General features: G+C 73.8%; 18 protein-coding genes. 12 read left to right on the top strand and 6 right to left on the bottom strand.

From position 1 onward, the window contains the following. Nucleotides 1-60 precede the first annotated feature (60 nt). On the top strand, nucleotides 61-2997 hold the full coding sequence (locus RFN52_RS02180; protein WP_184854360.1) for a helix-turn-helix transcriptional regulator: 2937 nt from the start codon (nucleotides 61-63) through the stop codon (nucleotides 2995-2997). Between the two features lie 67 nt (nucleotides 2998-3064). On the opposite strand, the gene RFN52_RS02185 is transcribed toward RFN52_RS02180, so the two are convergent. After that, nucleotides 3065-4306: an SGNH/GDSL hydrolase family protein gene (locus RFN52_RS02185; RefSeq protein ID WP_184854359.1), complete on the bottom strand. Its 1242-nt coding sequence runs from the start codon at nucleotides 4304-4306 to the stop codon at nucleotides 3065-3067. 294 nt (nucleotides 4307-4600) lie between these two features. Between RFN52_RS02185 and RFN52_RS02190 the strand changes: the two genes are divergently transcribed. The 6 genes from RFN52_RS02190 to RFN52_RS02215 all read left to right on the top strand — a co-directional run bounded on the left by RFN52_RS02190 (nucleotide 4601) and on the right by RFN52_RS02215 (nucleotide 12510). Continuing rightward, entirely contained in the window at nucleotides 4601-5893 is a 1293-nt protein-coding gene (locus RFN52_RS02190) for a CAP domain-containing protein (RefSeq protein WP_184854358.1), read from the top strand. A gap of 75 nt (nucleotides 5894-5968) precedes the next feature. After that, nucleotides 5969-6646 carry an AIM24 family protein gene (locus tag RFN52_RS02195; protein ID WP_184854357.1) on the top strand — a complete coding sequence of 226 codons (678 nt, stop codon included), beginning with the start codon at nucleotides 5969-5971 and terminating at the stop codon, nucleotides 6644-6646. Nucleotides 6647-6815: 169 nt separating this feature from the next. After that, on the top strand, nucleotides 6816-7871 hold the full coding sequence (locus RFN52_RS02200) for a tetratricopeptide repeat protein (protein ID WP_184854356.1): 1056 nt from the start codon (nucleotides 6816-6818) through the stop codon (nucleotides 7869-7871). Then, nucleotides 7868-8995, top strand: coding sequence for a polyprenyl synthetase family protein (locus RFN52_RS02205; protein ID WP_374050146.1), 1128 nt, complete (start codon nucleotides 7868-7870; stop codon nucleotides 8993-8995). Before RFN52_RS02200 ends, RFN52_RS02205 begins: the two co-directional genes overlap by 4 nt. 561 nt (nucleotides 8996-9556) lie before the next feature. Beyond that, a complete protein-coding gene (locus RFN52_RS02210) occupies nucleotides 9557-10516 on the top strand; it encodes a threonine/serine dehydratase family protein (RefSeq protein ID WP_184854355.1) in 960 nt (319 codons plus the stop codon). 341 nt (nucleotides 10517-10857) lie between these two features. Beyond that, complete coding sequence (locus RFN52_RS02215; protein ID WP_184854354.1) at nucleotides 10858-12510, top strand: serine/threonine protein kinase; 1653 nt, start codon at nucleotides 10858-10860, stop codon at nucleotides 12508-12510. Here the strand turns inward: RFN52_RS02215 and RFN52_RS02220 are convergent. Further along, a complete protein-coding gene (locus RFN52_RS02220; protein WP_184854353.1) occupies nucleotides 12502-13953 on the bottom strand; it encodes a serine hydrolase domain-containing protein in 1452 nt (483 codons plus the stop codon). The genes RFN52_RS02215 and RFN52_RS02220 overlap by 9 nt on opposite strands. A gap of 72 nt (nucleotides 13954-14025) precedes the next feature. On the opposite strand from RFN52_RS02220, the gene RFN52_RS02225 reads away from it, so the two are divergent. Next, nucleotides 14026-14997 (top strand): LLM class F420-dependent oxidoreductase, encoded by a 972-nt coding sequence (locus RFN52_RS02225; protein WP_184854352.1) that lies wholly within the window; start codon nucleotides 14026-14028, stop codon nucleotides 14995-14997. Here RFN52_RS02225 and RFN52_RS02230 read toward each other — a convergent pair. Then, nucleotides 14894-15589, bottom strand: a complete 696-nt coding sequence (locus RFN52_RS02230) for a hypothetical protein (protein ID WP_184854351.1) — start codon at nucleotides 15587-15589, stop codon at nucleotides 14894-14896. The two genes, RFN52_RS02225 and RFN52_RS02230, sit on opposite strands and share 104 nt — an antisense overlap. Nucleotides 15590-15739: 150 nt before the next feature. Here RFN52_RS02230 and RFN52_RS02235 point away from each other — a divergent pair, with 150 nt between their 5' ends. Beyond that, the gene (locus RFN52_RS02235) at nucleotides 15740-16780 is read left to right on the top strand and encodes a hypothetical protein (RefSeq protein WP_184854350.1); all 1041 of its coding nucleotides are present in this window, start codon (nucleotides 15740-15742) and stop codon (nucleotides 16778-16780) included. Nucleotides 16781-16842: 62 nt separating this feature from the next. Then, nucleotides 16843-17268 carry an SsgA family sporulation/cell division regulator gene (locus RFN52_RS02240; protein ID WP_062924942.1) on the top strand — a complete coding sequence of 142 codons (426 nt, stop codon included), beginning with the start codon at nucleotides 16843-16845 and terminating at the stop codon, nucleotides 17266-17268. A gap of 65 nt (nucleotides 17269-17333) precedes the next feature. On the opposite strand, the gene RFN52_RS02245 is transcribed toward RFN52_RS02240, so the two are convergent. Further along, nucleotides 17334-17804 carry a DUF6328 family protein gene (locus RFN52_RS02245; RefSeq protein WP_373308631.1) on the bottom strand — a complete coding sequence of 157 codons (471 nt, stop codon included), beginning with the start codon at nucleotides 17802-17804 and terminating at the stop codon, nucleotides 17334-17336. Nucleotides 17805-17979: 175 nt separating this feature from the next. On the opposite strand from RFN52_RS02245, the gene RFN52_RS02250 reads away from it, so the two are divergent. Continuing rightward, nucleotides 17980-18327 (top strand): hypothetical protein, encoded by a 348-nt coding sequence (locus tag RFN52_RS02250; RefSeq protein ID WP_184854348.1) that lies wholly within the window; start codon nucleotides 17980-17982, stop codon nucleotides 18325-18327. Between the two features lie 9 nt (nucleotides 18328-18336). Here the strand turns inward: RFN52_RS02250 and RFN52_RS02255 are convergent, their stop codons facing one another. Beyond that, nucleotides 18337-19320 carry an aldo/keto reductase gene (locus tag RFN52_RS02255; RefSeq protein WP_184854347.1) on the bottom strand — a complete coding sequence of 328 codons (984 nt, stop codon included), beginning with the start codon at nucleotides 19318-19320 and terminating at the stop codon, nucleotides 18337-18339. A 139-nt stretch (nucleotides 19321-19459) separates the two neighbouring features. Between RFN52_RS02255 and RFN52_RS02260 the strand changes: the two genes are divergently transcribed. Further along, nucleotides 19460-21187, top strand: coding sequence for a cholesterol oxidase substrate-binding domain-containing protein (locus RFN52_RS02260; protein ID WP_184854346.1), 1728 nt, complete (start codon nucleotides 19460-19462; stop codon nucleotides 21185-21187). Here RFN52_RS02260 and RFN52_RS02265 read toward each other — a convergent pair. Then, nucleotides 21184-21450 (bottom strand): hypothetical protein, encoded by a 267-nt coding sequence (locus tag RFN52_RS02265; RefSeq protein WP_184854345.1) that lies wholly within the window; start codon nucleotides 21448-21450, stop codon nucleotides 21184-21186. The two genes, RFN52_RS02260 and RFN52_RS02265, sit on opposite strands and share 4 nt — an antisense overlap. Nucleotides 21451-21594 lie beyond the last annotated feature (144 nt).

Below are 21594 nucleotides of genomic sequence, written 5' to 3' on the forward strand. Positions count from 1 at the left end.
GCCCACGCGGCGGAGCCGCACCACGTCAAAGCCCCGCACCCCTGAAAGAAAGTTGGTTCCGTGCAGCAGGCGTCATCGGCCACGCCCGTCGTCGGACGGGATGCCGAACTCACGCGGCTCTCCGGTGTACTGGAGCGTGCGCGAGGCGGTGAGGCCAGGGCCGTGCTGATCGCCGGGGACGCCGGCGTCGGCAAGACCCGGGTGCTGGACGAGGCCGGGGGGCTGGCCGCCGCGACGGGTATGACCGTGGTCACCGGGCACTGTGTGGATCTCGGTGACGTCGGGCTGCCGTATCTGCCGTTCACCGAGATCCTGGGGGCGCTGGCCGCCGACGAGCGGTTCGCGGGTGCCCTGGCCGCGTATCCCGCGGTCGAGCGGCTGCTGGGGGCCGGTTCCGATGCCGTGCGGGACGTGGACGGGCGGTTGCGACTGTTCGAGGGGATGGCGGGCCTGCTGGCCGATGTGGCGGAGGTCGCGCCGCTGTTGCTCGTGCTGGAGGATCTGCACTGGGCCGACCAGTCCTCGCGGGATCTGCTGCGGTTCCTGCTGGGCCGGGGCGTGCTCCGGCACCGGCTGGCGGTGTTCGCCTCGTACCGGACCGACGACCTGCACCGCAGGCATCCGCTGCGGCCCTTGCTGGCGGAGCTGATACGGCTGCCCGTCGTCGAGCGGCTGGAGTTGCGGCCGCTGGCCGACCCCGATGTGGACCGGCTGGTGCGCGCCCTGGAGCCGAGGCCGCTGCCGGAGGCGACGGTGCGGCGGATCGTGGAGCGGGCCGAGGGGAACGCGTTCTACGCGGAGGAGTTGCTGGCCGCCACGGACACGGAGTCCGGTGGGGTGCCCAGCGGGCTCGCCGATGTGCTGCTGATCCGCTTCGAGCAGCTGTCCGAGACCGCGCAGCAGGTGCTGCGGACCGCCGCCGTCGCCGGGCGCCGGGTGGATCACGATCTGCTGCGGGAGGCTGCCGGGCTGCCGGAGACGGAGCTGGAGTCGGCACTGCGGGCCGCGGTGGGGCGGCAACTGCTCGTCGCCGGGGACGACGACACGTACTCCTTTCGGCACGCCCTCGCCCGCGAAGCCGTCTACGCCGATCTGCTGCCCGGGGAGCGGGCGAGGCTGCACGGCGCGTTCGCGCGGCTGCTCGCCGGGCGCGGGCACCGCCCCGAGAGTGCCGCCGAGCGCGCCCATCACTACCGGGAGAGCCACGACCTGGCCGAGGCGCTGGCCGCTTCGCTGGAGGCCGCCGATCACGCCCAGCAGGTCGGCGCGCCGGCCGAGGAGCAGCGGCATCTCGAAACGGCCCTCGATCTGTGGCCGGCCGTCGGAGCCGAGGCCCGTCCGCCGGGCGGGGGTGTCGACCGGGTGACGCTGACCCTGCGGGCCTCCGCGGCGGCCGCGCACGCCGGGGAACTGCACCGCGCGGTCGCCCTCACCCGGTCGGCGCTGGCGGAGCTCGGCCAGGACACCGACTCCGAACTCGCCGCCCGGGTCCGCTACACGCTCGCCGGGGACCTGCTGCGGGTGGACAACCTGACGGCGGCGTTCGCCTACAGCAGCGAGGCCCTGGCGATGATCCCCGAGGAGCCTGCGTCGCACACGTGGGTGTGGGCGGCGGCCACACACGTCCTGGCCGCACGCCACGTCGGGGAGAACGAGACCGCGCTGAAGGTCGCCCGCCGGGCCCTGGGAGTGGCGGAGCGGCTGCGGGTGACCGACGCCCAGGCGGACCTGCTGATCTCGCTGGCCGTTTTCGACGGCGAGGGGCGGCGCGGCCCGGAGGGACGTCAGCGGCTGCTCAAGGCCCGGGAACTGGCCCGGAGTTCGGGCAACGCGCCCGTCGAGCTGCGCGCCCTGTTCAACCTGGCCATGGGCTGCTACGAGTCCGGTGCCCTGGCGGAGTGCGTGCCCTTCCTGACGGAGGGCCTGGACCGGGCCCGGCGCGCCGGGCTGCTGTCGTCGCCGTATCCGCTGGAGATGCGCTACCTGCGGCTGCTGGTGCTCAACGTGCTGGGCCGCTGGGACGAGTGTGTGCGCGCGGCGGCGGCCGACGCAGAGGTGCTGCCGGCCGCCGGCGGGTACACGATGGGCCCCGCGCTGTTCGTGGCCCTCGCGCGGGGTGACGTCGCTGCGGCCGACCGCGCGCGTGCCCTGCTGGAGGGGCCGTTCGACTGGATGGCCGCCCTGGTTGCGGGCATCGTGCTCACGGAGGCCGCGGCGCTGCGCGGTGATCCGGAGGAAGCGGTGCGGTGGATGCGGTCCACGGTCACGGCTCTCACCGACGAGACGGGCGCCCGTCCCGATGTGACGGTCCGGCTTGCCGCTCTGGCGCTGGCGGTGGTGGCCGACACGGCAGCCGGGCTGCGGCTGACCGGGGACGAGGCCGGGGCGCGCCGCTGGACGGACACCGCGTCGGACCTGGTGGAACTGGCCCGGGCCACCGCCGCCCGGGGCGAGAACGGCACCACTCAGGGCCCCGAGGGGCAGGCGTGGCTGGCGCGGGCCGAGGCGGAGTGGGTCCGGGCCCGGTCCGGGCCGGACGAGGCGGCCTGGGCGAAGGCGGTGGCCGCGTTCGGCTACGGCGACGTCTACGAGCGGGCGCGGTGCCGGCTCGGGTACGCCGAGGCCCTGGTGGCGGCCGGGCATCGCGAGGAGGCCGCGGCCGAGGCCCGTGCGGTCCGGGAGACCGCGGACGTCCTGGGCGCCGCGCCCCTGCGGGACCGGGTGGACACCCTGATCCGTCGTGGCCGGCTGTCGGACAGGCCCGGCCGCGACGGCGGGGCGGCCGTGCTCACCGCGCGCGAGCAGGACGTGCTGCGGCTGCTCGCGCTGGGCCGCAGCAACCGTCAGATCGGCGAGGAGCTGTTCATCAGCGGCAAGACCGCGAGCGTCCACGTCTCCAACATCCTCGCCAAGCTGGGCGCGTCGAGCCGCGGCGAGGCCGTGGCGATCGCCTACCGCGAGGGCCTGATCGCCCCGGAGCCGTCGGCCTCCGGCTGACCGGGCGGGCCGCGCCGGGGCGTGGCGTGCCGGGGGGGTGCGGCGTGCGGGGGCATGGCGTGCGGGGTCAGCGGGTCCGGCAGTCGAGGCTCCCGGGATCGACGGCGTCGGACATCGCCCGCATCCCCTGGTCGTTGGGGTGCAGGTGGTCGCCGCCGTCGAAGGCGGGCAGCATCCGTTCGGGGTCGGAGGGACTGCGCAGGACGCGGTCGAAGTCGGTGACCGCGTCGAACTCGCCGCTGTCGCGGATGAAGGCGTTGACCTGCCGCCGCACCGCTTCCCCGGCGGGGTCCCATTCCTGCCAGCCCTTGTAGGGCGCGATCGTGGCGCCGACGACGCACTTCCCGGCCGCGTGCGCCCGGTCGATCAGCTTGCGGTACCCGGCGATCAGCCCGGCGCCCGTGGCCCCGGGCTCGGCCTTGATGTCGTTGACGCCCTGGAAGAGGAACACGGTGCGCACGCCCGGCAGGGACAGCGCGTCCCGTTCCATGCGGTTCAGTGCGCTCTGCCCGGGACCGTCGAGGAGGACCTTGTTCCCGGCGATGCCCGCGTTGGCCACGCCTTCGACCGTGGTGCCGGATGCGGCCAGGCGGCGGGCCAGGTAGTCGGGCCAGCGGCGGTTGCGGTCGGTCGTGGACTGCCAGCCGTCGGTGATGGAGTCGCCGAGGGCGGCCACGGCGCCGGTCCCCTTGCGGGGCCGCACGGTGACGGCGTCGAGGTAGGACCAGGAGCCGGTCCGCCGCTTCCAGTGGGCGGCGTCCTCCTCGGCGGTGTGGTCGCCGGATGTGGTGTACGACGTCTGCATCGCCAGCCAGTGCCCGGTGCGCGGGCCGCCCGCCCGGGGCACGTACAGGCTGACGGCGAGGGTGCGCCCGGCGGGGACGTGGCCGGGCAGCGGGTCGCTGTAGACGATGCCGCCGGCGGGGACGGTGACGGAGCGGTCGCCGCCGAAGGTGAGACGCCTGTTGCTGCCGGGGACGAGTGCGGCGCCACGGCGTTGCAGTCCCGCGTGGACGTTCCCGAACGTCACCGGCCGGTCGCCGAAGGCGTTGGACAGCCGCACCCTCAGGTCGCTGCCGCCGACGCTGGTGTGCACCATCAGCCGGTAGCCGCGGTCCTTCGCCGCCTCGCCGACGTGGCCCGCGGAGGAGGCCCAGGTGACCACGCCGCGCCCGGCCGCCGTGGGAGCGCCGGGCGGCGGGGTCGGCTGGTCCCCCGGGGGTACCGTGCCGGTCCCGCAGCCCAGCGCGACGCAGGTGGAGAGGGCGGCCAGGGCGGCACGACAGCGGGGGCGTGCGGTGCGGGGCATCGTCGGCGCTCCTTCGGCCGGTCGGTCGGATACGGGCGGTGTCGCGGGACGAGGTTCCTGGTGTGCGAGGAACCTGCTGGTCGTCCCGGCGTACGACACGGTAGTGGGCGCCCGCCGACCCTGTGCGGGGTGGCCCCTGCGGGCGTGCCGCGCCGCTGCGCCGGCCGGGCGCGAAGCCGACGCGCCCGGCGTCGGCCGGGGCGGCCGCGACGGGGAGGCCTGTGCGGGAACCCCTGTGCTCCGGCGGCCGTTGTCCGGGCAACCGGTCCCGCGCGGGGAGGGCAGGGCGGCACGATGAACGAGTTGGTTCCCGGGGGAAATCTGACCCTCCCCGGCGGTGCGGTGAGCGTCCGGGTGCCCGGGCCGTTCGACGTGTCCGCGCTCGTGACGGACGACGGCGGAAAGGTCCGTGACGACGGCGACTTCGTCTTCTACAACCAGCCGTCGGCGCCGGGAGCCGTCCTGCGGGGCGACACGCTCACCGTTGACCCGCCGGGGCTGCGCACCGGCGCGACCCGGGTCACCGTCGTCGTCAGCCCCTCGGACCCCGCGACCGCGCTCGGCGGCCTGCCCTCCCCCACGCTCCAGGTCAGCGACGCGAACGGCGGCCCGCTCGCCCGCTTCACCCCGCCGCCCCCTGGACGGGAGACGGTACTGCTGCTCGTGGAGCTCTACCGGCGCGGCGGCCGCTGGAAGCTGCGCGCCCTGGGACAGGGGTACGCCGACGGACTGGCGGGCCTCGCACGGGACTTCGGCGTCGACGTCGTGGACGGCACACCCCCCGACGCCTCCCCCTCCGCCCCCGGCCCCGACCCCGACGGCTTCCTGCCCTTGGTCAACTCCGCGCGGGCCGCGGCCGGTTCGCCACCCCTCCGCCTGGACGCCCGCCTGGTGTCGGCGGCTCGCGAGCACGCCGCAGCCATGGCCGCCGCCGGGCGTCTCGGCGTCGAGACGCCCGACGGCGTCTCCGTCTACCAGCGTGTCGTCGGCTCCGGGTTCACGTACCTCGCCGTCGGCGAGCATCTGGTGTCCGGACCGCGCACGGCCGCCGAGTTCGTCGCGTACTGCGTCCGCACGGACGGGGCCCGGCGCACCCTGCACGACCCGGCGTTCACCCACGCCGGACTCGCCCACGTGCACGACGGCCCGTCCGGTGACACCTTCTGGACAGCGCTGTGGGCCAGGCCGTTCACGCCGGACGGGCTGGCGGGCACGGCGGCGGCCGTCGTCGACCTCACCAACCGGGAGCGAGGCCGGGCCGGGCTCCCGCCCCTGGCCGGCGACCCGTTGCTCGCCACGGCGGCCCAGGCGCACAGCGCGGACATGGTGGCCCGGGCTTTCTACTCCCACACCGCCCCCGGCGGTTCGCAGCCCTGGGACCGGGCGGCCGCGGCCGGTTCGACCCGGCGGGCCGTCGGCGAGAACATCGCCTGCGGCCAGCGTTCCCCCGCCGACGTCGTGGAGGGCTGGATGAACAGTCCCGGCCACCGGGCCAACATCCTCAATCCGGGCTTCACCCACATCGGCATCGGCTTCGCCGGCGGCGGCCGGGCGGGCACCTACTGGACGCAGCTCTTCGGCGGTTGACGCCGGGGACCACGCCGCGGGACCCGGTCTCGCGCGATCTTGGCGGAGGGAGACGCTCCGGGCGAGGATGCCGGTATGAAGGGTGAACTCTTTTCCAGTGAGCACATGGTGCAGCCGGCCGTGACGCCGGGTATGACGATCGAGAACTCCAAGTGCGTCCGTTACACGGTGAACGGCGAGATGCTCGCCCGGCAGGGCGCGATGATCTCCTACCGGGGCAACCTCCAGTTCGAGCGCAAGGGCCAGGGCGTGGGCGGCATGCTCAAACGCGCGGTCACCGGTGAGGGGCTGCCGCTGATGGCGGTGCGCGGGCAGGGCGAGGCCTGGTTCGCGCACGAGGCGCAGAACTGTTTCATCGTCGACGTCGAGCCCGGTGACGAGTTCACGGTCAACGGCCGCAACGTCCTGTGTTTCGACGCCACGTTGTCGTACCGCATCGCGACCGTGAAGGGCGCCGGCATCACCGGCGGCGGCCTGTTCAACAGCGTCTTCACCGGGCACGGCAAGCTGGGCCTGGTGTGCGAGGGCAATCCGCTCGTCATCCCCGTCTCACCGCAGTACCCGGTGTACGTCGACACGGACGCGATCGTCGGCTGGACCGCGGGCCTGCAGACCTCCCTGCACCGCTCCCAGTCCATCGGCTCCATGCTGCGCGGCGGCTCCGGCGAGGCGGTGCAACTGCTGCTCCAGGGCGAGGGCTACGTCGTCGTCCGGCCGAGCGAGGCGACACCGCAGAAGGCCGGCCAGCACTGAATGCCCGTCAGGTGATCTGCGCCTCAGAGGCAACCCGGTCCGTGCCGCCGACGTCTTGACCGGCAACAGGTGATGCCCTGGCCCTTGTGGCCAGGGCAGGTTTCCCTTCTATGCACACCATGTATACGCACTGTGTATACATGGTGTGCATACGGACCGAAAGGCATCGATGTACGGCAAGGCATTCGCCCCGGAGTACCAGGGCGCGCTCACCACCCTGTCCGTCAACTCCTCACTGACCGACGTCCTGGCCGCCGGTACCGAGCAGTTGAGGGCGGCCGAGCGCGCCGGGCAGCCCGGGGAGGCGGCGCGGTCCGGACTCGCGGTGGCCGAGGCGCACCGCCGGCTGGGCCGGATCGAGGACGCGGACCGGGCCTGGAAGGCGAGCTACCGCGCGGCCCGGCAGGCCGGGGACGTCGGGGCGATGGCCTGGGCGCTGTGGAGCGGCGGCACACTGGCCCGGCAGCGCGGCGCGCTCCCGCTGGCCCGCAGGCTGCTCCGGCTGGCGGCCGATCTGGGCGAGCAGGGCGGGGACATCGTCGTCCGCGGCTACTCCCTGGCCGGCCTGGCCGAGACCGGCCGCATCCAGGGCGACTACGAGGCCGTCGGCCGGCTGCACGAGCAGTTGCTCGCCGAGGCCCGGCGGCGCGGGGAGGCGCGGCACACGGTGTGGGCGCTGGAGGGCATCGCGCAGATGCACCGCAACACCGGGCGCTACGACACGGCGTACGCGCTGTTCGAGGAGGCCGCCGAGATCGCCGCTCGTGCCGACGACCGGCGCGGCCACGCCTGGGCGCTGCGCGGGCTGGCCGATGTGGTGTCGGTGCGCGACGGCGACACCGAGCGGGCCCTGGAGCTGCTGAGCGAGGCGGAGACGACGTGCCGCGCGATGCGGCTGTCCAGTGCACTGGCCTACAACCACAAGATGCGCGGCAACGTCCTGTACCGGGCGGGGCGTTACGCGCAGGCACGCGAGCTGTACGAGCAGGCGCTCGACGAGTTCCGGGAGATGAGCGAGCCGCGCGGGGAGGCCTTGTCGCGGCTGGGACTCGCCAAGTCCCTGGCCCGCCTGGGCCGCGACCCTGACGAGACGGCGGCCGAACTCGCCGACCTCGCCGGCCTGCTGGAGCGCATCGGCCTGCAGCACGCCCGCCGGATGGTGGGCCGGGCCCACGAGGAACTCGGCATACCGGCGGTCGGGCGTGCGACGGAGGCGGCACGGTGACGGCGCTGCCGACGACGGTGAAGGCGGCGAGGGTGAAGGCGGCGACGGCTATCAGCTCCGGCCGGAGTGCCCCGGCCGCTCGGACGGCACGACCGGGCGAGCTTCGTGATCTCGCGATCGGCGCCGACGACATCCCCCGGGTCCTCCACCGGTGCCGCGCCCTGGTCCGGCCGGCCCTGGAAGAAGCCGTCGGACGGTTGCATCCCTGGGTCGGCGAGATGGCCGCGTACTCCTTCGGCTGGTGCGAGGTCGGCGGCGCACCGGCCGTCGCCTCCGGGGGCAAGGGCCTACGGCAGGCGCTCGCGGTGCTCGGCGCCGAGGCGGCGGGCGCTCCGGGGCGGACCGGGGTGGCGGCGGCCGTCGCGGTGGAACTGGTGCACACCTTCTCCCTGCTGCACGACGACATCATGGACGGCGACGCGGACCGGCGGGGCCGCCCGACCGTGTGGAAGGCCTACGGCACGGGGCCGGCGGTGCTCGCGGGCGACGCCCTGTTCGCCCTGGCCGTCGAGACCCTCGCCGCGCAGCCGCGGGGCGCGGGTGCCGTTCGGACGCTGTCCGTGGCGCTGGGTGATCTGGTGCGCGGGCAGGCGGACGACCTGCTGTTCGCCGACCGTCCGTGGACGGGGCCGGAGCGGGTGAGACCGGACGAGTACCGGGCGATGGCCGAGGGCAAGACGGGTGCACTGCTGGGCTGCGCGGCAGCGCTGGGTGCCGTGCTCGGGGGCGCCGGCCCCGAGACGGCCGCCGCGCTCGACCGGGCGGGCCGGCATCTCGGAGTCGCGTTCCAGATCGTCGACGACGTGTTGGGGATCTGGGGCGATCCCCGTGTCACCGGCAAGCCGGTCCACGGTGATCTGCGCGAGCGGAAGAAGACGTTCCCGGTGCTGGTGGCACTCGGCTCCCCGCTGGGCGGCCGCGTCGCCGCACTCCTGGATGCGGGGGACGCGCCGGAGACGGCGGCGGCGCTGATCGAGGAAGCGGGCGGGCGCTCGGCGGCGATGGCGGAGGCCCGGCGGCACATCACAGCAGTCGAGGCGGCTCTCGCCGGGGCGCCGTTGGCCGCGGACGCCGCCACCGACCTGCGGTCGCTGCTCGCGTACCTGGTACGACGCGACGTCTGAACCGACGCGAACGGCTTGCCCTCCGGGCGGACATCGGCACTCCGACGAGGTCAACGGTCGCGGGGCCAGCACCGGGCGCACCACCTGGGCCGACGCGGAACGCCCAGGACGGCGGCAAGGGCGATCCCGTACCGGCCCGGCACCCTGGCCGGGCGGGCACTGGGCGCGGCCGGGCGGGCACTCGGCGCGGCCGGGTGGGCCACGCACGCGGCCACCCGTCCCACCCCTGCCACAGGGCGTACAGCGCGATACCTGAGCCGACGCGACCAGCCCGCCCTCCGGCCGGGCAGGGCAGCTCCGGCGAGGTCAACGGGCGCGGGGCAAGCACCAGGCGCGGCACCCCAGGAACGGGCACGGGCGGCCCCGTACCAGCCCGGCACCCCGGCCCGGCGGGCTCTCGGCGCAGCCGGGGGGTATGCACAGGGCCACACCGCCCCACCCCTGCCGCGGCGATCCATCGACGTGCGCTCCGCCACCCGCACCCCTTTGACCTCGCCCCCTCCCCCGCGTCAGGGTTCGACACGGCGCGTTCCGCGACCCCGCGCCGGGAGGATGGCTGCCATGATCGGCATCTCGGAGATCGAGGCCGTGGCCGGGCGGATCGCCGGGCACGTCGTACGCACCCCGACGGTGGACAGCCCGGGGCTCTCGGAGCTGCTCGGTGCGCCGGTCACCGCCAAGCTCGAACTGCTGCAGCGCACCGGCTCGTTCAAGGCGCGCGGGGCGGCGGCGAAGCTGCTGTCGCTGGGCGCGGCCGAGCGGGCCGCCGGAGTGGTGGCGGTCAGCGGCGGCAATCACGGGATCGCCTTGGCCGTCATGGCCGCGGCCCTCGATGTGAAGGCCACGGTGGTGATGCCGCGCTCGGCACCCGCCCGTGCCGTGGAGATCGCGGAGGCGGCCGGCGCCGCGGTGCGGCTGACCGACGACATGGACGGCGCGTTCGCGCTCATGACGCGACTCCAGCAGGAGGGTCTGACCCTGGTCCACCCCTTCGACGACCCGGTGGTGATCGCCGGGCAGGGCACGGTCGGGCTGGAGTTCGCCGCCGACGCCGGTGCGCTCACCGACGTCCTCGTGAGCATCGGGGGCGGCGGTCTGATCGCCGGTGTCGCCGCCGCGCTGCGGGCCCGCCGGCCCGGGGTGCGGGTGTGGGGCGTGGAGACCGAGGGCGCGCAGGCCATGTCCGAGGCGCTGGCGGCGGGCGGCCCGCTGCCGGTCGCGCTGTCGTCGATCGTCTCCACCCTCAGCGCCCCGTCCGTGTCGCAGCTGACGTACGACCACGTCTCGGCCCTGGTCACGGAGGTTCTCGTGGTTCCGGACCGGGAGGCCGTGCAGGGCTCCCTCGACCTGGCAGACCACGCCAAGGTGTGGGCCGAACCGGCGGCCGGCTGTCTGCTTCCCGCCGCCCGGCAGGTCCTGGAGCGGGTCGGCGACGGTGCCAGGCTCGGTCTGGTGGTGTGCGGGGGCAACGTGACGACGGGCGACCTGTTCGCCTGGTCGCGTCGCTTCGGTCTGCGCTGACGATCCGGCCGCTGTCGGGGAATCCTTCGCGGAATTCATCGGAGGGCTCGGAGTTCAGACGTTGTACACGTCCGCATTTACCGGCGGTTACCTCCAGGCCGGGCCGGAATTTGCTAATCCAGGGCCTGCTGCGGGCGAATTCTTCGCGCCCGTGGCGGCCCGGGCGGTCGAGGTGAATCGCACCCGAGCCCGTGAAAGACCGTTGCCTTTCGCACACTTGCTCCCATCTCTTGAACAAAAGACAAGAATGACCACGGAGTTGCGATCCGATTGAACGCGGACGGGCTCTCTCCCCGTACCTCTGGAAAAGGTGAGAGCCAGGTTTCCAGCGAGGGATGGCCATGGGCAGGGCGCACGTCTCCACACACCAGTTGGTCGCCGGCCGGTACCGGCTGCTCGAGATCATCCAGCGGGAGACCAACCGCGTCTGCTGGTACGCCGAGGACAGCGGGACCGGCGAGTTCTCCCGCCCGTGCCTCGTGACCCAGATCGGTCTTCCGGAGGACCCGCGCGGGGCGGAGCGCCGGGCCGCCGCCCGCCTGCTGCGCACGACCGAGAACATGGCACTGCTGTGCCCAGGCCGCATCGCCACGGTCGTCGACGCGGTGGAGGAGGCCGGCGCCCTGTGGACCGTCAACGAGTGGATCGACGGCACCCCGCTCGCCGAACTCCTCTCCGAGCAGGGCACGTTCAACTACGTGCGGGCGTCGCGGATCGGTCTGGAGCTGCTCGACGTGCTGGACGCCGCGCACGCCCAGGGCATCACACACGGCGAGCTCAGCCCGGGCCAGGTGTTCGTACGCGAGGACCACTCGGTCGTCGTCACCGGCTTCGGCCTGGCCGGCGCGACCCTCGCACCACGTCTGACGGCACCGGCGTACGCGTCCCCGGAGCAGGCCCGTGACCAGCGCATCGGCCCCGCGGCCGATCTGTGGGCGCTGGGCGCGATCCTGTACACGATGGTCGAGGGGCGCCCGCCGTTCCGGGACCGGGGGCGTCCGGAGAACACCCTGAAGGGCGTGGACCGGCTGCCGCTGCGCACGCCGGTGCGCGCCGGGCCGCTCACCCAGGTCGTGCAGGGGCTGCTCCGCAAGGACTCACGGGAGCGGCTGACCCGCCCGGTCGTGCGTGAGGCGCTGACCCGCGCGCTCAGCGAGGACCCCGAGGCGGCCCTGGCCGCGACGCCGGTTCCGCGGCTGCGCGGCGCCTACGCCTCGATGCTGCCGGGGAGCCCGGCGTGGAGCAGACGGACCATGGTGGCGGGGACGGCCCTGGCCGTCGTCACCGTGGCGGTCGCCGTGCTCGCCGCGACCCAGGGGCTGCCCGGCACGGACGGCGGCAACGACGCGGCCGAATCACCGGCCCGGCCGCCGGCCTCCGCCGCCACGCCGGGCGAGGGCACCGGCGGCGGCAGCCCTGATCCGTCCGGGCCGCCCAGCCCGCCCAAGTCCCCCACCCCGACCCCCACTCCGTCGTCCCCCTCCCCCACGCCCACTCCCACGCCCACCCCGTCCGCCCCGGCCACGGCCCTGCCACCCGGCTTCCAGCGCTACCGGGCGCCCGAGGGCTTCTCCGTCGCGCTGCCCGAGGGTTTCAAGCGGCTGGACACCGACCGCGACGGCGATGCGTACCGGGTCGTCTTCGGCGCTGTAGGCGACGGCCGCACGCTGGCCGTCACCTACAGCGAGCAGGCGGGTCCGGACCCCGTGACCGTGTGGCGGGACGACGTCGAGCCGAACCTCAAGCAGGCCGACGACTACGACCGGATCGGAGCGATCCGCGCGACGACGTACCAGGGCCGCAAGGCCGCCGACATGGAGTGGACCGCCGACGTCGACGGCACCCGGGTGCACACCCTCGGCCGGGGTCTCCTGCTGGGCGGCGGCCGGAGTTTCTCGCTGCGCTGGACGACCCCGGACGCCGACTGGGAGGACGCCGCCAACCAGGAAGCGCTGCGCACGTTCTTCAAGACCTTCCGGCCCGGCTCAGACTGAGCGGCGCGGGGCGCACAGGGTGGTGAGCCGTCCGCCGTGCAGCGGCTGGGTGCGCCAGGACGCGGTGAGCGTCCCGTCGGCGAGGGAGCAGGTCAGTGCCAGGCGGTGCGGGGTCTCCAGGAACACCACGTCCACGGCCAGCGTGCCGGCATCGGTCCAGCCGCCGCTCACCGCGGTCGGCACGGGTTCCCCGGCGACCGTCCAGCCCTCCCCCGCGAGACGCAGGGCGAGCCGGTCCGGGTGGTCCGGCCGGTCACCTTCCCCGGTGAGGGTGAGCGTCCAGCCGTCCGCGTCCCGGTCGAGCCCGGCCGACCGGACCGGCCCGGTCTCCGCGGAGCGCAAGAACGCGGCGGCCGTCCAGTCCCGCTCCCGCTCCGGTGGTGCGGGACGGCCCGGGGCGGGCGGCAGCGCGAGCCGGCCGAGGCGCTCCCGCAGCTGTACGTCGGCGCCCTCGCGGCCGGTCAGCGGCTCGGGTCCGAAGGCGGGCAGCAGATGCTCCCAGACCAGGTTCAGGTACTCCTGCATCAGCTCGGTCGCCCCGGTCGCCGCGATGACCACGTCGTGCTCCGGCAGCACCAGGCAGAACTGGCCGTACGCGCCATCACCCCGGTAGCCGTGCCGGGACGTCCAGAACTGATAGCCGTATCCCCGGTCCCAGTCCTGCCGGTCGACGTCACCCATGGCCCCCGCGGTCGGTATGTGGGGCTGCGAGGCCCGGGCCGCCCATCCCTGAGGCAACAGCCGCCTGCCCTCCCACAGCCCGTCGCACAGATACAGCCGGCCGAGCCGGGCGACGGCGTCGGTGGTGGCGTGCAGGCCGCTGAAGCCGAGCTCGCGGCCGGCACGGTCACGGCGCCAGGCCACCTCGCCGATGCCCAGCGGATCCAGCAGCCGGGGCCGCAGGTAGTCACTGAGCGACTGCCCGGTGACCCGCTGGACGATCGCGGCGAGCGTGTAGGTGGCGGGCTGGTTGTAGGCGAAGACCGTGCCCGGGTCCTCGTCGGGCGGCAGCCCCAGGAACCCTCGCACGGGCTCGGCGGGGTCCCGCCCGAAGGCCTCGTCGACGGTGTCCCGCCGGTGGCCGGTGGCCATGGACGCCACATGCCGGACGAGCATGGCCCGGCTGCGCGGATCGGTGATGTCGGCCTCGAACTCCGGGAAGTACGAGATCACCGGCGCGTCGAAGTCGAGCAGCCCCTCGGCCTCGGCCAGGGCGGCCGCGGTCCCGGTGAAGCTCTTGCTGAGCGAGTACAGCAGGTGGAGGCGTTCGGCCGTGTACGGCGCCCACCAGCCGGAGGCCACCAGGTGCCCGTGCCGCATGATCATCAGGCTGTGCGGCTCGATCTCGGGGGCGGCTTCGAGGGCGTCGAGGAAGGCGTGCACGCCGGAGGCGTCGACACCCTGGGCGGCCGGACCGGAAGTCGGCAGGGGGGAAGCACTCATGGATGCATCCTGCACCCGTCGGCGGCCTTGATCGAGCCGTTTCCGGGCCCGCTGTCAGGGGACTCGCCGGTTATGGTGCAAATCGGATACACGATGATGACCGAGCAGGCCGGCCCCCGTGACCTCGTCGACCATGTGGTCCGGGCCGAGGAGGCCGGCTTCGACTTCTCGGTGACCTCCGACCACTACTTCCCGTGGCTGCGCTCGCAGGGTCATTCGCCGTACGCGTGGGCCGTGCTCGGCGCGGCCGCCCAGGCCACGTCCCGTATCCCGCTGATGACGTACGTGACGTGCCCGACGTTCCGCTACCACCCCGCGGTGGTGGCGCAGAAGGCGGCGACGCTGCAGTTGCTGTCCGAGGGCCGGTTCCGGCTGGGGCTGGGCTCGGGCGAGAACCTCAACGAGCACGTGGTGGGCGGCGGCTGGCCCTCCGTCGATGTACGGCACGAGATGTTCGAGGAGGCCGTGGAGATCATCCGCGCCCTCTTCAAGGGCGGGCACGTCAACCATCGCGGCACGCACTACGACGTGGAGTCGGCCCGGCTGTGGGACCTCCCCGACGAGGCGCCGCCGATCGGTGTCGCCGTCTCCGGTGAGCGGTCGTGCGAACTCGCGGGGCGGCTCGGGGACCTGGTGATCGCCACGGAACCCAAGGCCGGGCTGCTGGAGGCCTTCGACCGGCACGGCGGCCAGGGCAAGCCCCGGGTCGGCCAGCTGCCGGTCTGCTACGACCCCGACCGGGACACGGCCGTCAAGCGGGCACATGCCCAGTTCCGCTGGTTCGGCAGCGGCTGGAAGGTCAACTCGGAGCTGCCGCACCCGGATTCCTTCGAGGCGGCGACCCAGTTCGTCACGCAGGACGACGTCGCCGACGCCATCCCGTGCGGGGACGACCCGGATGCGTTCGTCGAGGCCGTCCGCCCGTACGCCGAGGCCGGGTTCACCGAGGTCGCCCTCGTGCAGATCGGAGGCGAGTCGCAGCCGGCGTATCTGGACTGGTCGGAGAAGACGCTGCTGCCGGCGCTGCGCGACGCGTTCGGCTGAAGCCCTCGGCCAGCGCCTCGACGGCCCGTTCCAGCGACTGAGCCCTCCGCCCAGGGGGGCTCTTCTTCACGAGCGCGCTCATCCGCTGGGCCTCCTGCGTCGTGGGCAGGAACCCGGCGAGCAGCAAGGGCAGCAACAGTCGCCGGACGAGCACTTCGCTCTCCGAGGTGACCTGCGGCCTGCGCACCACCGAGACGTTGACCCGGATCGCGTGTTCGTTGCCGGGCGGTACGCCCGGGCGGTCCGTCTCGATCGCGGCGTAGCGGAAGCCGTGCGCCAGGTCGCAGGCCGGGCAGCCGGCCGGACCGCGGGCGAGCCGGCCACCGCAGTCGGGGCACACCAGCCGGTCGAGGGCGGCGTCCACGATCCGCCAGTCGTGCCGGTGGGGTTCGGCCGCGACCATCTCGGCGAGCGCCCGCTCCTGGTCGCCGCCCGCGACGGTGTCCCACTCCCGCAGGAAGGCGGCCCACTCCCCCTCGACGATGCCGTCCACCAGGGCACGGCAGACGGCACAGGCGGGGCCGCCGCCGTACGCGTGGCCGCGGCACTCCGTACAGCGGCGCAGCGTGACGTCCGTCTCCTGTCGCACCATGCCGGACATCGTCGCGCATGCGCGCCCGGCGGGGACAACGGTTTTCGGACGCGCCTCCGCCTGGGCGTGAACAGCGAGGTCAGCGGGTGCCGCTAGGCTTCCGGGCGCACCTCGTGCCATCCGATCTGCCCCGCCCCAGGAGAGTCGTCCGTGACCGTAGCCATCACCCCGCCCGAGACGTCCCCCGCTGCCCCCGCGCCCGTCTCCGACCCGGTCGCGCGGGACGCGCGGGAGTTCGGGGCGTACGCCCGGACCGGGGGGTGGGCCTTCGGGCTGAAGGTGGCGCGCAGTGTGCGGCCCGGCGGGCAGGGCGCGGACGAGACGTCGAAGGTGTCCGCGAAGGAGTTCGCGGAACTCGCCGGCTGCTCCCCGGAGCGGGTCATGCGCTACTACAAGGCGTGGGACCGGGCGGCCGACGACGGGATGGTCCCGCACTTCGAGGCGCTGACGCCCGGTCAGGAGGTCGAACTGCCGGACGCCGACGTGTGGCTGAGCTACTACGTCTCCCGCAACAGCGCGACCTCCGAGCGCGGCACCGCCATCACCGAGGCGGCCGAGGCGGAGGGCATCCGGCCCACGAAGGCCCTGGAGGTCGCGGAGAACCCCACCGCCCTTCGTGCCGCGATCCTCGCCGACCCCTCCACCGCCCGCGCGGCCCGCCAGGCCCTGCTGGACCGGGTCCGCGAGGACCCGGACCTCCAGTCGGAGCTGGCCCGGGACGTGGTGCGCACCGACGAGCTGAAGAAGGCCGTCGCCGGGGAGAGCAGGGCGGCCGACCGGATCGGCTACGTGCGCCAGATCGCCGAGTCGGGGCAGATCAGGACGCCCGCCGGGCAGACCGTCGACGCGCCCGCCGATCTGCGCCAGGAGGCCGAGCGGCACCTGTCGCTCATCGACGAGCTGGACGAGGGCGAGGACGCCGGCGAGTGGGCCGCCGAGGCGTACGACACGATGAAGTCCCTCGTCGTCGAGGTCGTGGAGACGGACCCGGGGCTACGGGTGCAGGAGCGGCGCACGAAGTTCTACAGCAGCCTGCAGAAGGCGACCAAGGTGTTCGAGGAGCTGACCTTCGACGACGCCGGGGAGTTCTACGAGGACGACATGGTGCAGCGTCTGGAGGATCTGCAGCGGGCCGTCGCCGTCTGCATCGAGTCGCTGCGGGGTGCTCGCGGGAATCACCCGGTCGGCTGAGCATTCCGGCGGGATCGGGGGTACTAGAGGGCTCTACGTCGGTTCTTCCCGGAGGCCCCCTCGTGAACTCGTTCGTCCACAAGACCCTGGTGGTGCAGCTCCAGGCGGGCGACACGGACCGTTTCTCCGTGCTCGCCCACCTGAGCTACGACGCCGCGGACCCGTTCGCCGTCACCGTGGTCTTCAGCCACGACGGCCGCGTCCTCGCCCGGTGGCAGCTGGACCGGGAGATGCTCGGTGAGGCGCTGCGTCGTCCGGTGGGGGTGGGCGACGTGCGGATGCGGCCTCAGGCGCGGGGCATGTGGCAGGAGCTGCGCATGGAGTTCCTCGGCGACGCCCGCGCCGACGGGGGGCGGCACCACGCGGTGGTGTTCGCGTGGGCGCCGGGGTTCGCCGCGTTTTTGCGCGAGACGTACGAGGTGGTGCAGCCGGGCCGCGAGGAGGTCCACGTCGACGACTTCCTGGCGGGCGTTCTCGCCGGGGGCTGATCACGGCCCGCCGGGGCCGGCCGTGGTGCCGCTGCCGGCCGGGTGTCCGGCCGGCAGCCGTACCGTCACCTCGACGTGTAGCGGTGCCGCGTCCACAGCGGCAGGACGAACCAGCACAGCAGGTACCAAGCGACCACCCCGGCGACCAGGTAGGGCACGAAGCCGTCGTGCGTCGCCACGCGCAGGATCAGCAGCAGCGACGAGGTCGTCGTGGCGAGCAGCAGCACGAGGCCGAGCAGGGTGAGCCGGGAGGCCAGCTGCACCGCCTGGGGCTTGACGCGCCGCCCGGAGACGAGGCGGTGCAGGGACACCGGGCCTATGAGCGCCCCGGTGGCGCAGGCGCCCAGGACGACCGTCACGAGGTAGATCGTCTGGTCGGTGCCGGAGAGGTCGTCGTACTTCTCGGTGAACACCACGGTGAGCAGAAAGCCGAACAGGATCTGCACGCCCATCTGCGCCACGCGGACCTCCTGGATGAGCTCCTGCCACATCCGGTCCGCTCTCTCCTCCTCCGTCTCGTTGCGCCCCCGGCGCATCGCCCCGCCCTCTGCCGTGTCCGCCACTGTTTCCTCCTGGTGTGAGACCTGAGCCCTCCTCTTGCCCGGGTTCCCCGTAACGACTCGTCGTCCCGGGGATCGCGGCGGTTTGAGCGATCAGGGGGCGGTTACACGGACGGCGCGAATGACGCAGGCTTGAGGAGGTCGTGGACGCATGTCCGGTACGCAGCTCACCGTGACGCTCAGCGGCGGAGGCGCCGACGACGCGCGAGCGGTCGTCCGCGCCCTGGAGGGCACCTTCGGGGCCCCGGACGAGCTACCCGCCGACGAGAACGCGACGGTGCACACGGCGACCTTCGACGGGGAGAGGCAGACGGGCCCCGCCGGCGGTGGCGGGGAGGGTTCCGGGCGGCTGTCCGCGCCGGTGACCGTCACCGTGCAGGGCAGCCCCCAGGCCGTGCGGCGGGCGAGCGACACGCTCACTCGGGCGTTCACGGCACGCGACGACGGGGCCGCCTCCGGCGACCAGGAGCAGGAGAGGGAGCTGCTCCTGGAGCCGTGAGGACCAGTCTCACCAGCGGGATTCGACCTGGTCCTTGATCCGCCGGTCGTAGAGGTCGCGGATCGCCGTGAGCGTCTCGCCGGGCAGTCCCGGGAGGCGGGCGGCGGCCGCGTTGGCCCGGGCCTGCTCGGGCGAGCGCGCGCCGGGGATCACGGTCGTGACGCCGGGCTGCTCGACGATCCAGCGCAGGGCCAGCTGGGCCGGGGTATACCCCTCGGGGGCGAGCGCCGCGAACTCGGTGGCGGCCTCCACACCGGTGGCGTAGTCGACGCCGGAGAAGGTCTCGCCCTGGTCGAAGGCCTCGCCGTGCCGGTTGTAGGTGCGGTGGTCGTTCTCCGGGAAGACGGTCTCCCGAGTGTACTTGCCCGACAGCAGGCCGGAGGCCAGCGGGACCCGGGCGATGATGCCGACGCCGGCCTCACGGGCGGCGGGGAGCACCTCGCGCAGCGGCTTCATGCGGAACGGGTTGAGGATGATCTGCACGCTCGCCACGTTCGGCCGGGCGATCGCGGTCAGTGCCTCCTCGCAGGTCTCGACGCTGACGCCGTACGCGGCGACGCGCTCCTCCTCGACCAGGGTGTCGAGGGCGTCGAACACCTCGTCCGTGGAGTAGACGGGCGTCGGCGGGCAGTGCAGCTGCACCAGGTCGATCCGGTCGACGCCGAGGTTGCGGCGGGAGCGGTCGTTCCAGGCGCGGAAGTTGTCGAGCACGTAGTTGGCGGGGATCTGGTCGACCCGGCGGCCCATCTTCGTGGCGACCATGACGTGCAGGTCCGGGCGGCCGCTGAGGAACGCGGCGATGGTCTGCTCGCTGCGGCCGTCGCCGTACACGTCGGCGGTGTCGAAGAAGGTCACCCCGGCCTCGGCCGCCGTCTCCAGTACCGCGAGGGCTTCCTTGTCGTCGACATCTCCCCAGTCGGCTCCCAGCTGCCAGGTGCCCAGACCGATGACGGAGGCGTGCTGACCCGACCTGTCGAATGTGCGCTCGTCCATGGGCGTCAGTCTGTCACCCGTCACGGCGCCGCGCGGAACGTTCTCCTCCGGCTCGCCGAGCCCCCACCATTCACTCACACGAGTGAGGCGATGCGACAGGAACACGTCACGTGTCAGCGGGCCCCCTAGTGTGACGCCGGTGACTACCGGTTCAACGAACAACCACCCGTCCGAAGCGTCGCCCTGGACCCGCCGGGGTTTCCTCCTCGGTGCCGCCGCCCTGGCCGCGCTGCCCGGCCTGCCGGCGGATCCCGCTGCCGCCGCCGCGGAGTTGCCCGACTTCCCGGCGGACGTCGCGCTGTACCGCTCGGCCTACCGCAACTGGGTCGGTGAGATCACAGCCGACGGTCTGTGGGCGTGTGCTCCGGACGGCCCGGACCAGGTGGTCGCCGTCGTCAACTGGGCGTGGCGGCACGGGTGGCGGGTGCGTGCCCGGGGCGCCGCGCACGGCTGGTCGCCGCTGACGGTGACGGAGGGGACGCGGCCCGGGGCCCCGGTCCTCCTGGTCGACACCGCGGTCCACCTCACGGGCCTCGCCCTGGACTCCCCGACCGCGGTGCGCGCCGGGACCGGAGTCACCATGGAGGACCTGCTCACCTTCCTGGAGGAGCACGGCCTCGGTGTCACCGCGGCACCCGCTCCCGGCGTGCTCACCCTGGGCGGCGTCCTGGCCGTCGACGGCCACGGCACGGCCGTCCCCGCGCGCGGCGAGCAGCGGCAGCCCGGGCACACCTACGGCTCGCTCAGCAACCTGATCCTGTCCCTCACGGCCGTGGTGTGGGACGACGGGGCCGGTGCGTACGCACTGCGCACCTTCCAGCGCGACGGGGCGGACTGCGCCGCGCTGTTGACGCATCTCGGGCGGTCCCTGGTCACCGAGGTGGTGCTGCGCGTCGGCGCGAACACGAACCTGCGGTGCGTGAGCCGCACGGACATCCCGGCCGGAGAGCTGTTCGCCGCGCCCGGCTCGGGCGACGGGCGGACGTTCGCGAGCTTCCTGGACGAGGCGGGGCGGGTCGAGGCCATCTGGTTCGCCTTCACCGGGCATCCCTGGCTGAAGGTGTGGAGCGTCTCCCCCACCCGGCCGCTGACCTCGCGGAAGGTGACCCGGCCGTACAACTATCCGTTCTCCGACAACGTCCCCACGCCGGTGGCGGAGCTGGTCGGCCGGATGACGTCGGAGGCGGCCTGGTACCTCGCGCCGGTGCTCGGCACCGCCCAGTACGAGGCCGCCGCCCTCGGGCTGGTGACGACGCTGTCCGCCGACCTCTGGGGGCCCTCCAAGAACACGCTGCTGTATCTGAAGCCGACCACGCTGCAGGTGCACGCCGACGGCTACGCGGTCCTCACCGCGCGGGACGGGGTGCAGCGGGTCGTCTCCGAGTTCGCCGCGTTCTACCGGGAGCGGCTGGAGGCGTACGCCGCCCGGGGCAGCTTCCCGGTCAACGGCTCGGTGGAGATCCGGGTGACCGGCCTGGACGACCCCGCCGCCACCGGCGTGGCCGGGGCCCGTCCGCCGCTGCTGTCGGCGCTCCGGCCGCCGGAGGACCACCCCGAGTGGGACACGGCCGTGTGGCTGGACGTCCTGACGCTGCCGGGCACACCCGACGCGGAGGCGTTCCTGCGCGAGATCGAGCGGTTCCTGCTGCGTACGTTCGACGGCGGATCCGCGCTCACCCGCGTGGAGTGGTCCAAGGGGTGGGCCTACACGGACGACGACGTGTGGAGCGACCAGGAGGTGCTGGGCGACGTCGTCCCGGCGGCGGTCGGCCCGGCCGCGTGGGCGGAGGCGAACGCCGCACTGGACCGGCTCGATCCGCACCGCGTGTACGGCAACGCCTTCCTGGACCGGCTGTTCGGCCCCTAGGGGGTGAGGTACGCCTCCTGCAGCGGGGCGGCCTTGCGTTCCCGCTCGTAGCGGGCGAGGACGCGCGGGAGCTCCGCACGCTCCGTATGTTCGCGCAGCGCGGCGGCCAGGGCGATGGCGTCTGCCATGGGGTGCCGCCGGGGCGGCCCGGCCGAGAGCTGTCGCTTGCCGGCGGAGAGCAGCGGCACGGTGGCGCCGCCGGCCGGACCGCCGAATCGCGCCAGTTTCGCGGCGTGACGCGCACCACGGACAGCGGACCGCACCGGCAGAAACACCCGCCACAGCACCCCTCACGGGCGGAACTTCCCCTTCCGGACCCCCGCGCGACCCTGGCGGGGCAAGATCACCTTCGTTCAACCTTGCACGACATAAGGGGAATTGCCCGGATCGCAGCCAACCGGCTCGCG

It is taken from the genome of Streptomyces collinus (assembly GCF_031348265.1).
Taxonomy (GTDB): Bacteria; Actinomycetota; Actinomycetes; order Streptomycetales; family Streptomycetaceae; genus Streptomyces; species Streptomyces collinus.

What these genes read in the sequence shown, in the direction of transcription:
- RFN52_RS02200 (WP_184854356.1), top strand. Translation starts at nt 6,816, where the DNA reads ATGTACGGCAAGGCATTCGCCCCGGAGTACCAGGGCGCGCTCACCACC.
- RFN52_RS02230 (WP_184854351.1), bottom strand. Translation starts at nt 15,589, where the DNA reads ATGGTGCGACAGGAGACGGACGTCACGCTGCGCCGCTGTACGGAGTGC.
- RFN52_RS02185 (WP_184854359.1), bottom strand. Translation starts at nt 4,306, where the DNA reads ATGCCCCGCACCGCACGCCCCCGCTGTCGTGCCGCCCTGGCCGCCCTC.
- RFN52_RS02220 (WP_184854353.1), bottom strand. Translation starts at nt 13,953, where the DNA reads ATGAGTGCTTCCCCCCTGCCGACTTCCGGTCCGGCCGCCCAGGGTGTC.
- RFN52_RS02250 (WP_184854348.1), top strand. Translation starts at nt 17,980, where the DNA reads ATGTCCGGTACGCAGCTCACCGTGACGCTCAGCGGCGGAGGCGCCGAC.
- RFN52_RS02195 (WP_184854357.1), top strand. Translation starts at nt 5,969, where the DNA reads ATGAAGGGTGAACTCTTTTCCAGTGAGCACATGGTGCAGCCGGCCGTG.
- RFN52_RS02255 (WP_184854347.1), bottom strand. Translation starts at nt 19,320, where the DNA reads ATGGACGAGCGCACATTCGACAGGTCGGGTCAGCACGCCTCCGTCATC.
- RFN52_RS02190 (WP_184854358.1), top strand. Translation starts at nt 4,601, where the DNA reads ATGAACGAGTTGGTTCCCGGGGGAAATCTGACCCTCCCCGGCGGTGCG.
- RFN52_RS02225 (WP_184854352.1), top strand. Translation starts at nt 14,026, where the DNA reads ATGGTGCAAATCGGATACACGATGATGACCGAGCAGGCCGGCCCCCGT.
- RFN52_RS02215 (WP_184854354.1), top strand. Translation starts at nt 10,858, where the DNA reads ATGGGCAGGGCGCACGTCTCCACACACCAGTTGGTCGCCGGCCGGTAC.
- RFN52_RS02210 (WP_184854355.1), top strand. Translation starts at nt 9,557, where the DNA reads ATGATCGGCATCTCGGAGATCGAGGCCGTGGCCGGGCGGATCGCCGGG.
- RFN52_RS02245 (WP_373308631.1), bottom strand. Translation starts at nt 17,804, where the DNA reads ATGCGCCGGGGGCGCAACGAGACGGAGGAGGAGAGAGCGGACCGGATG.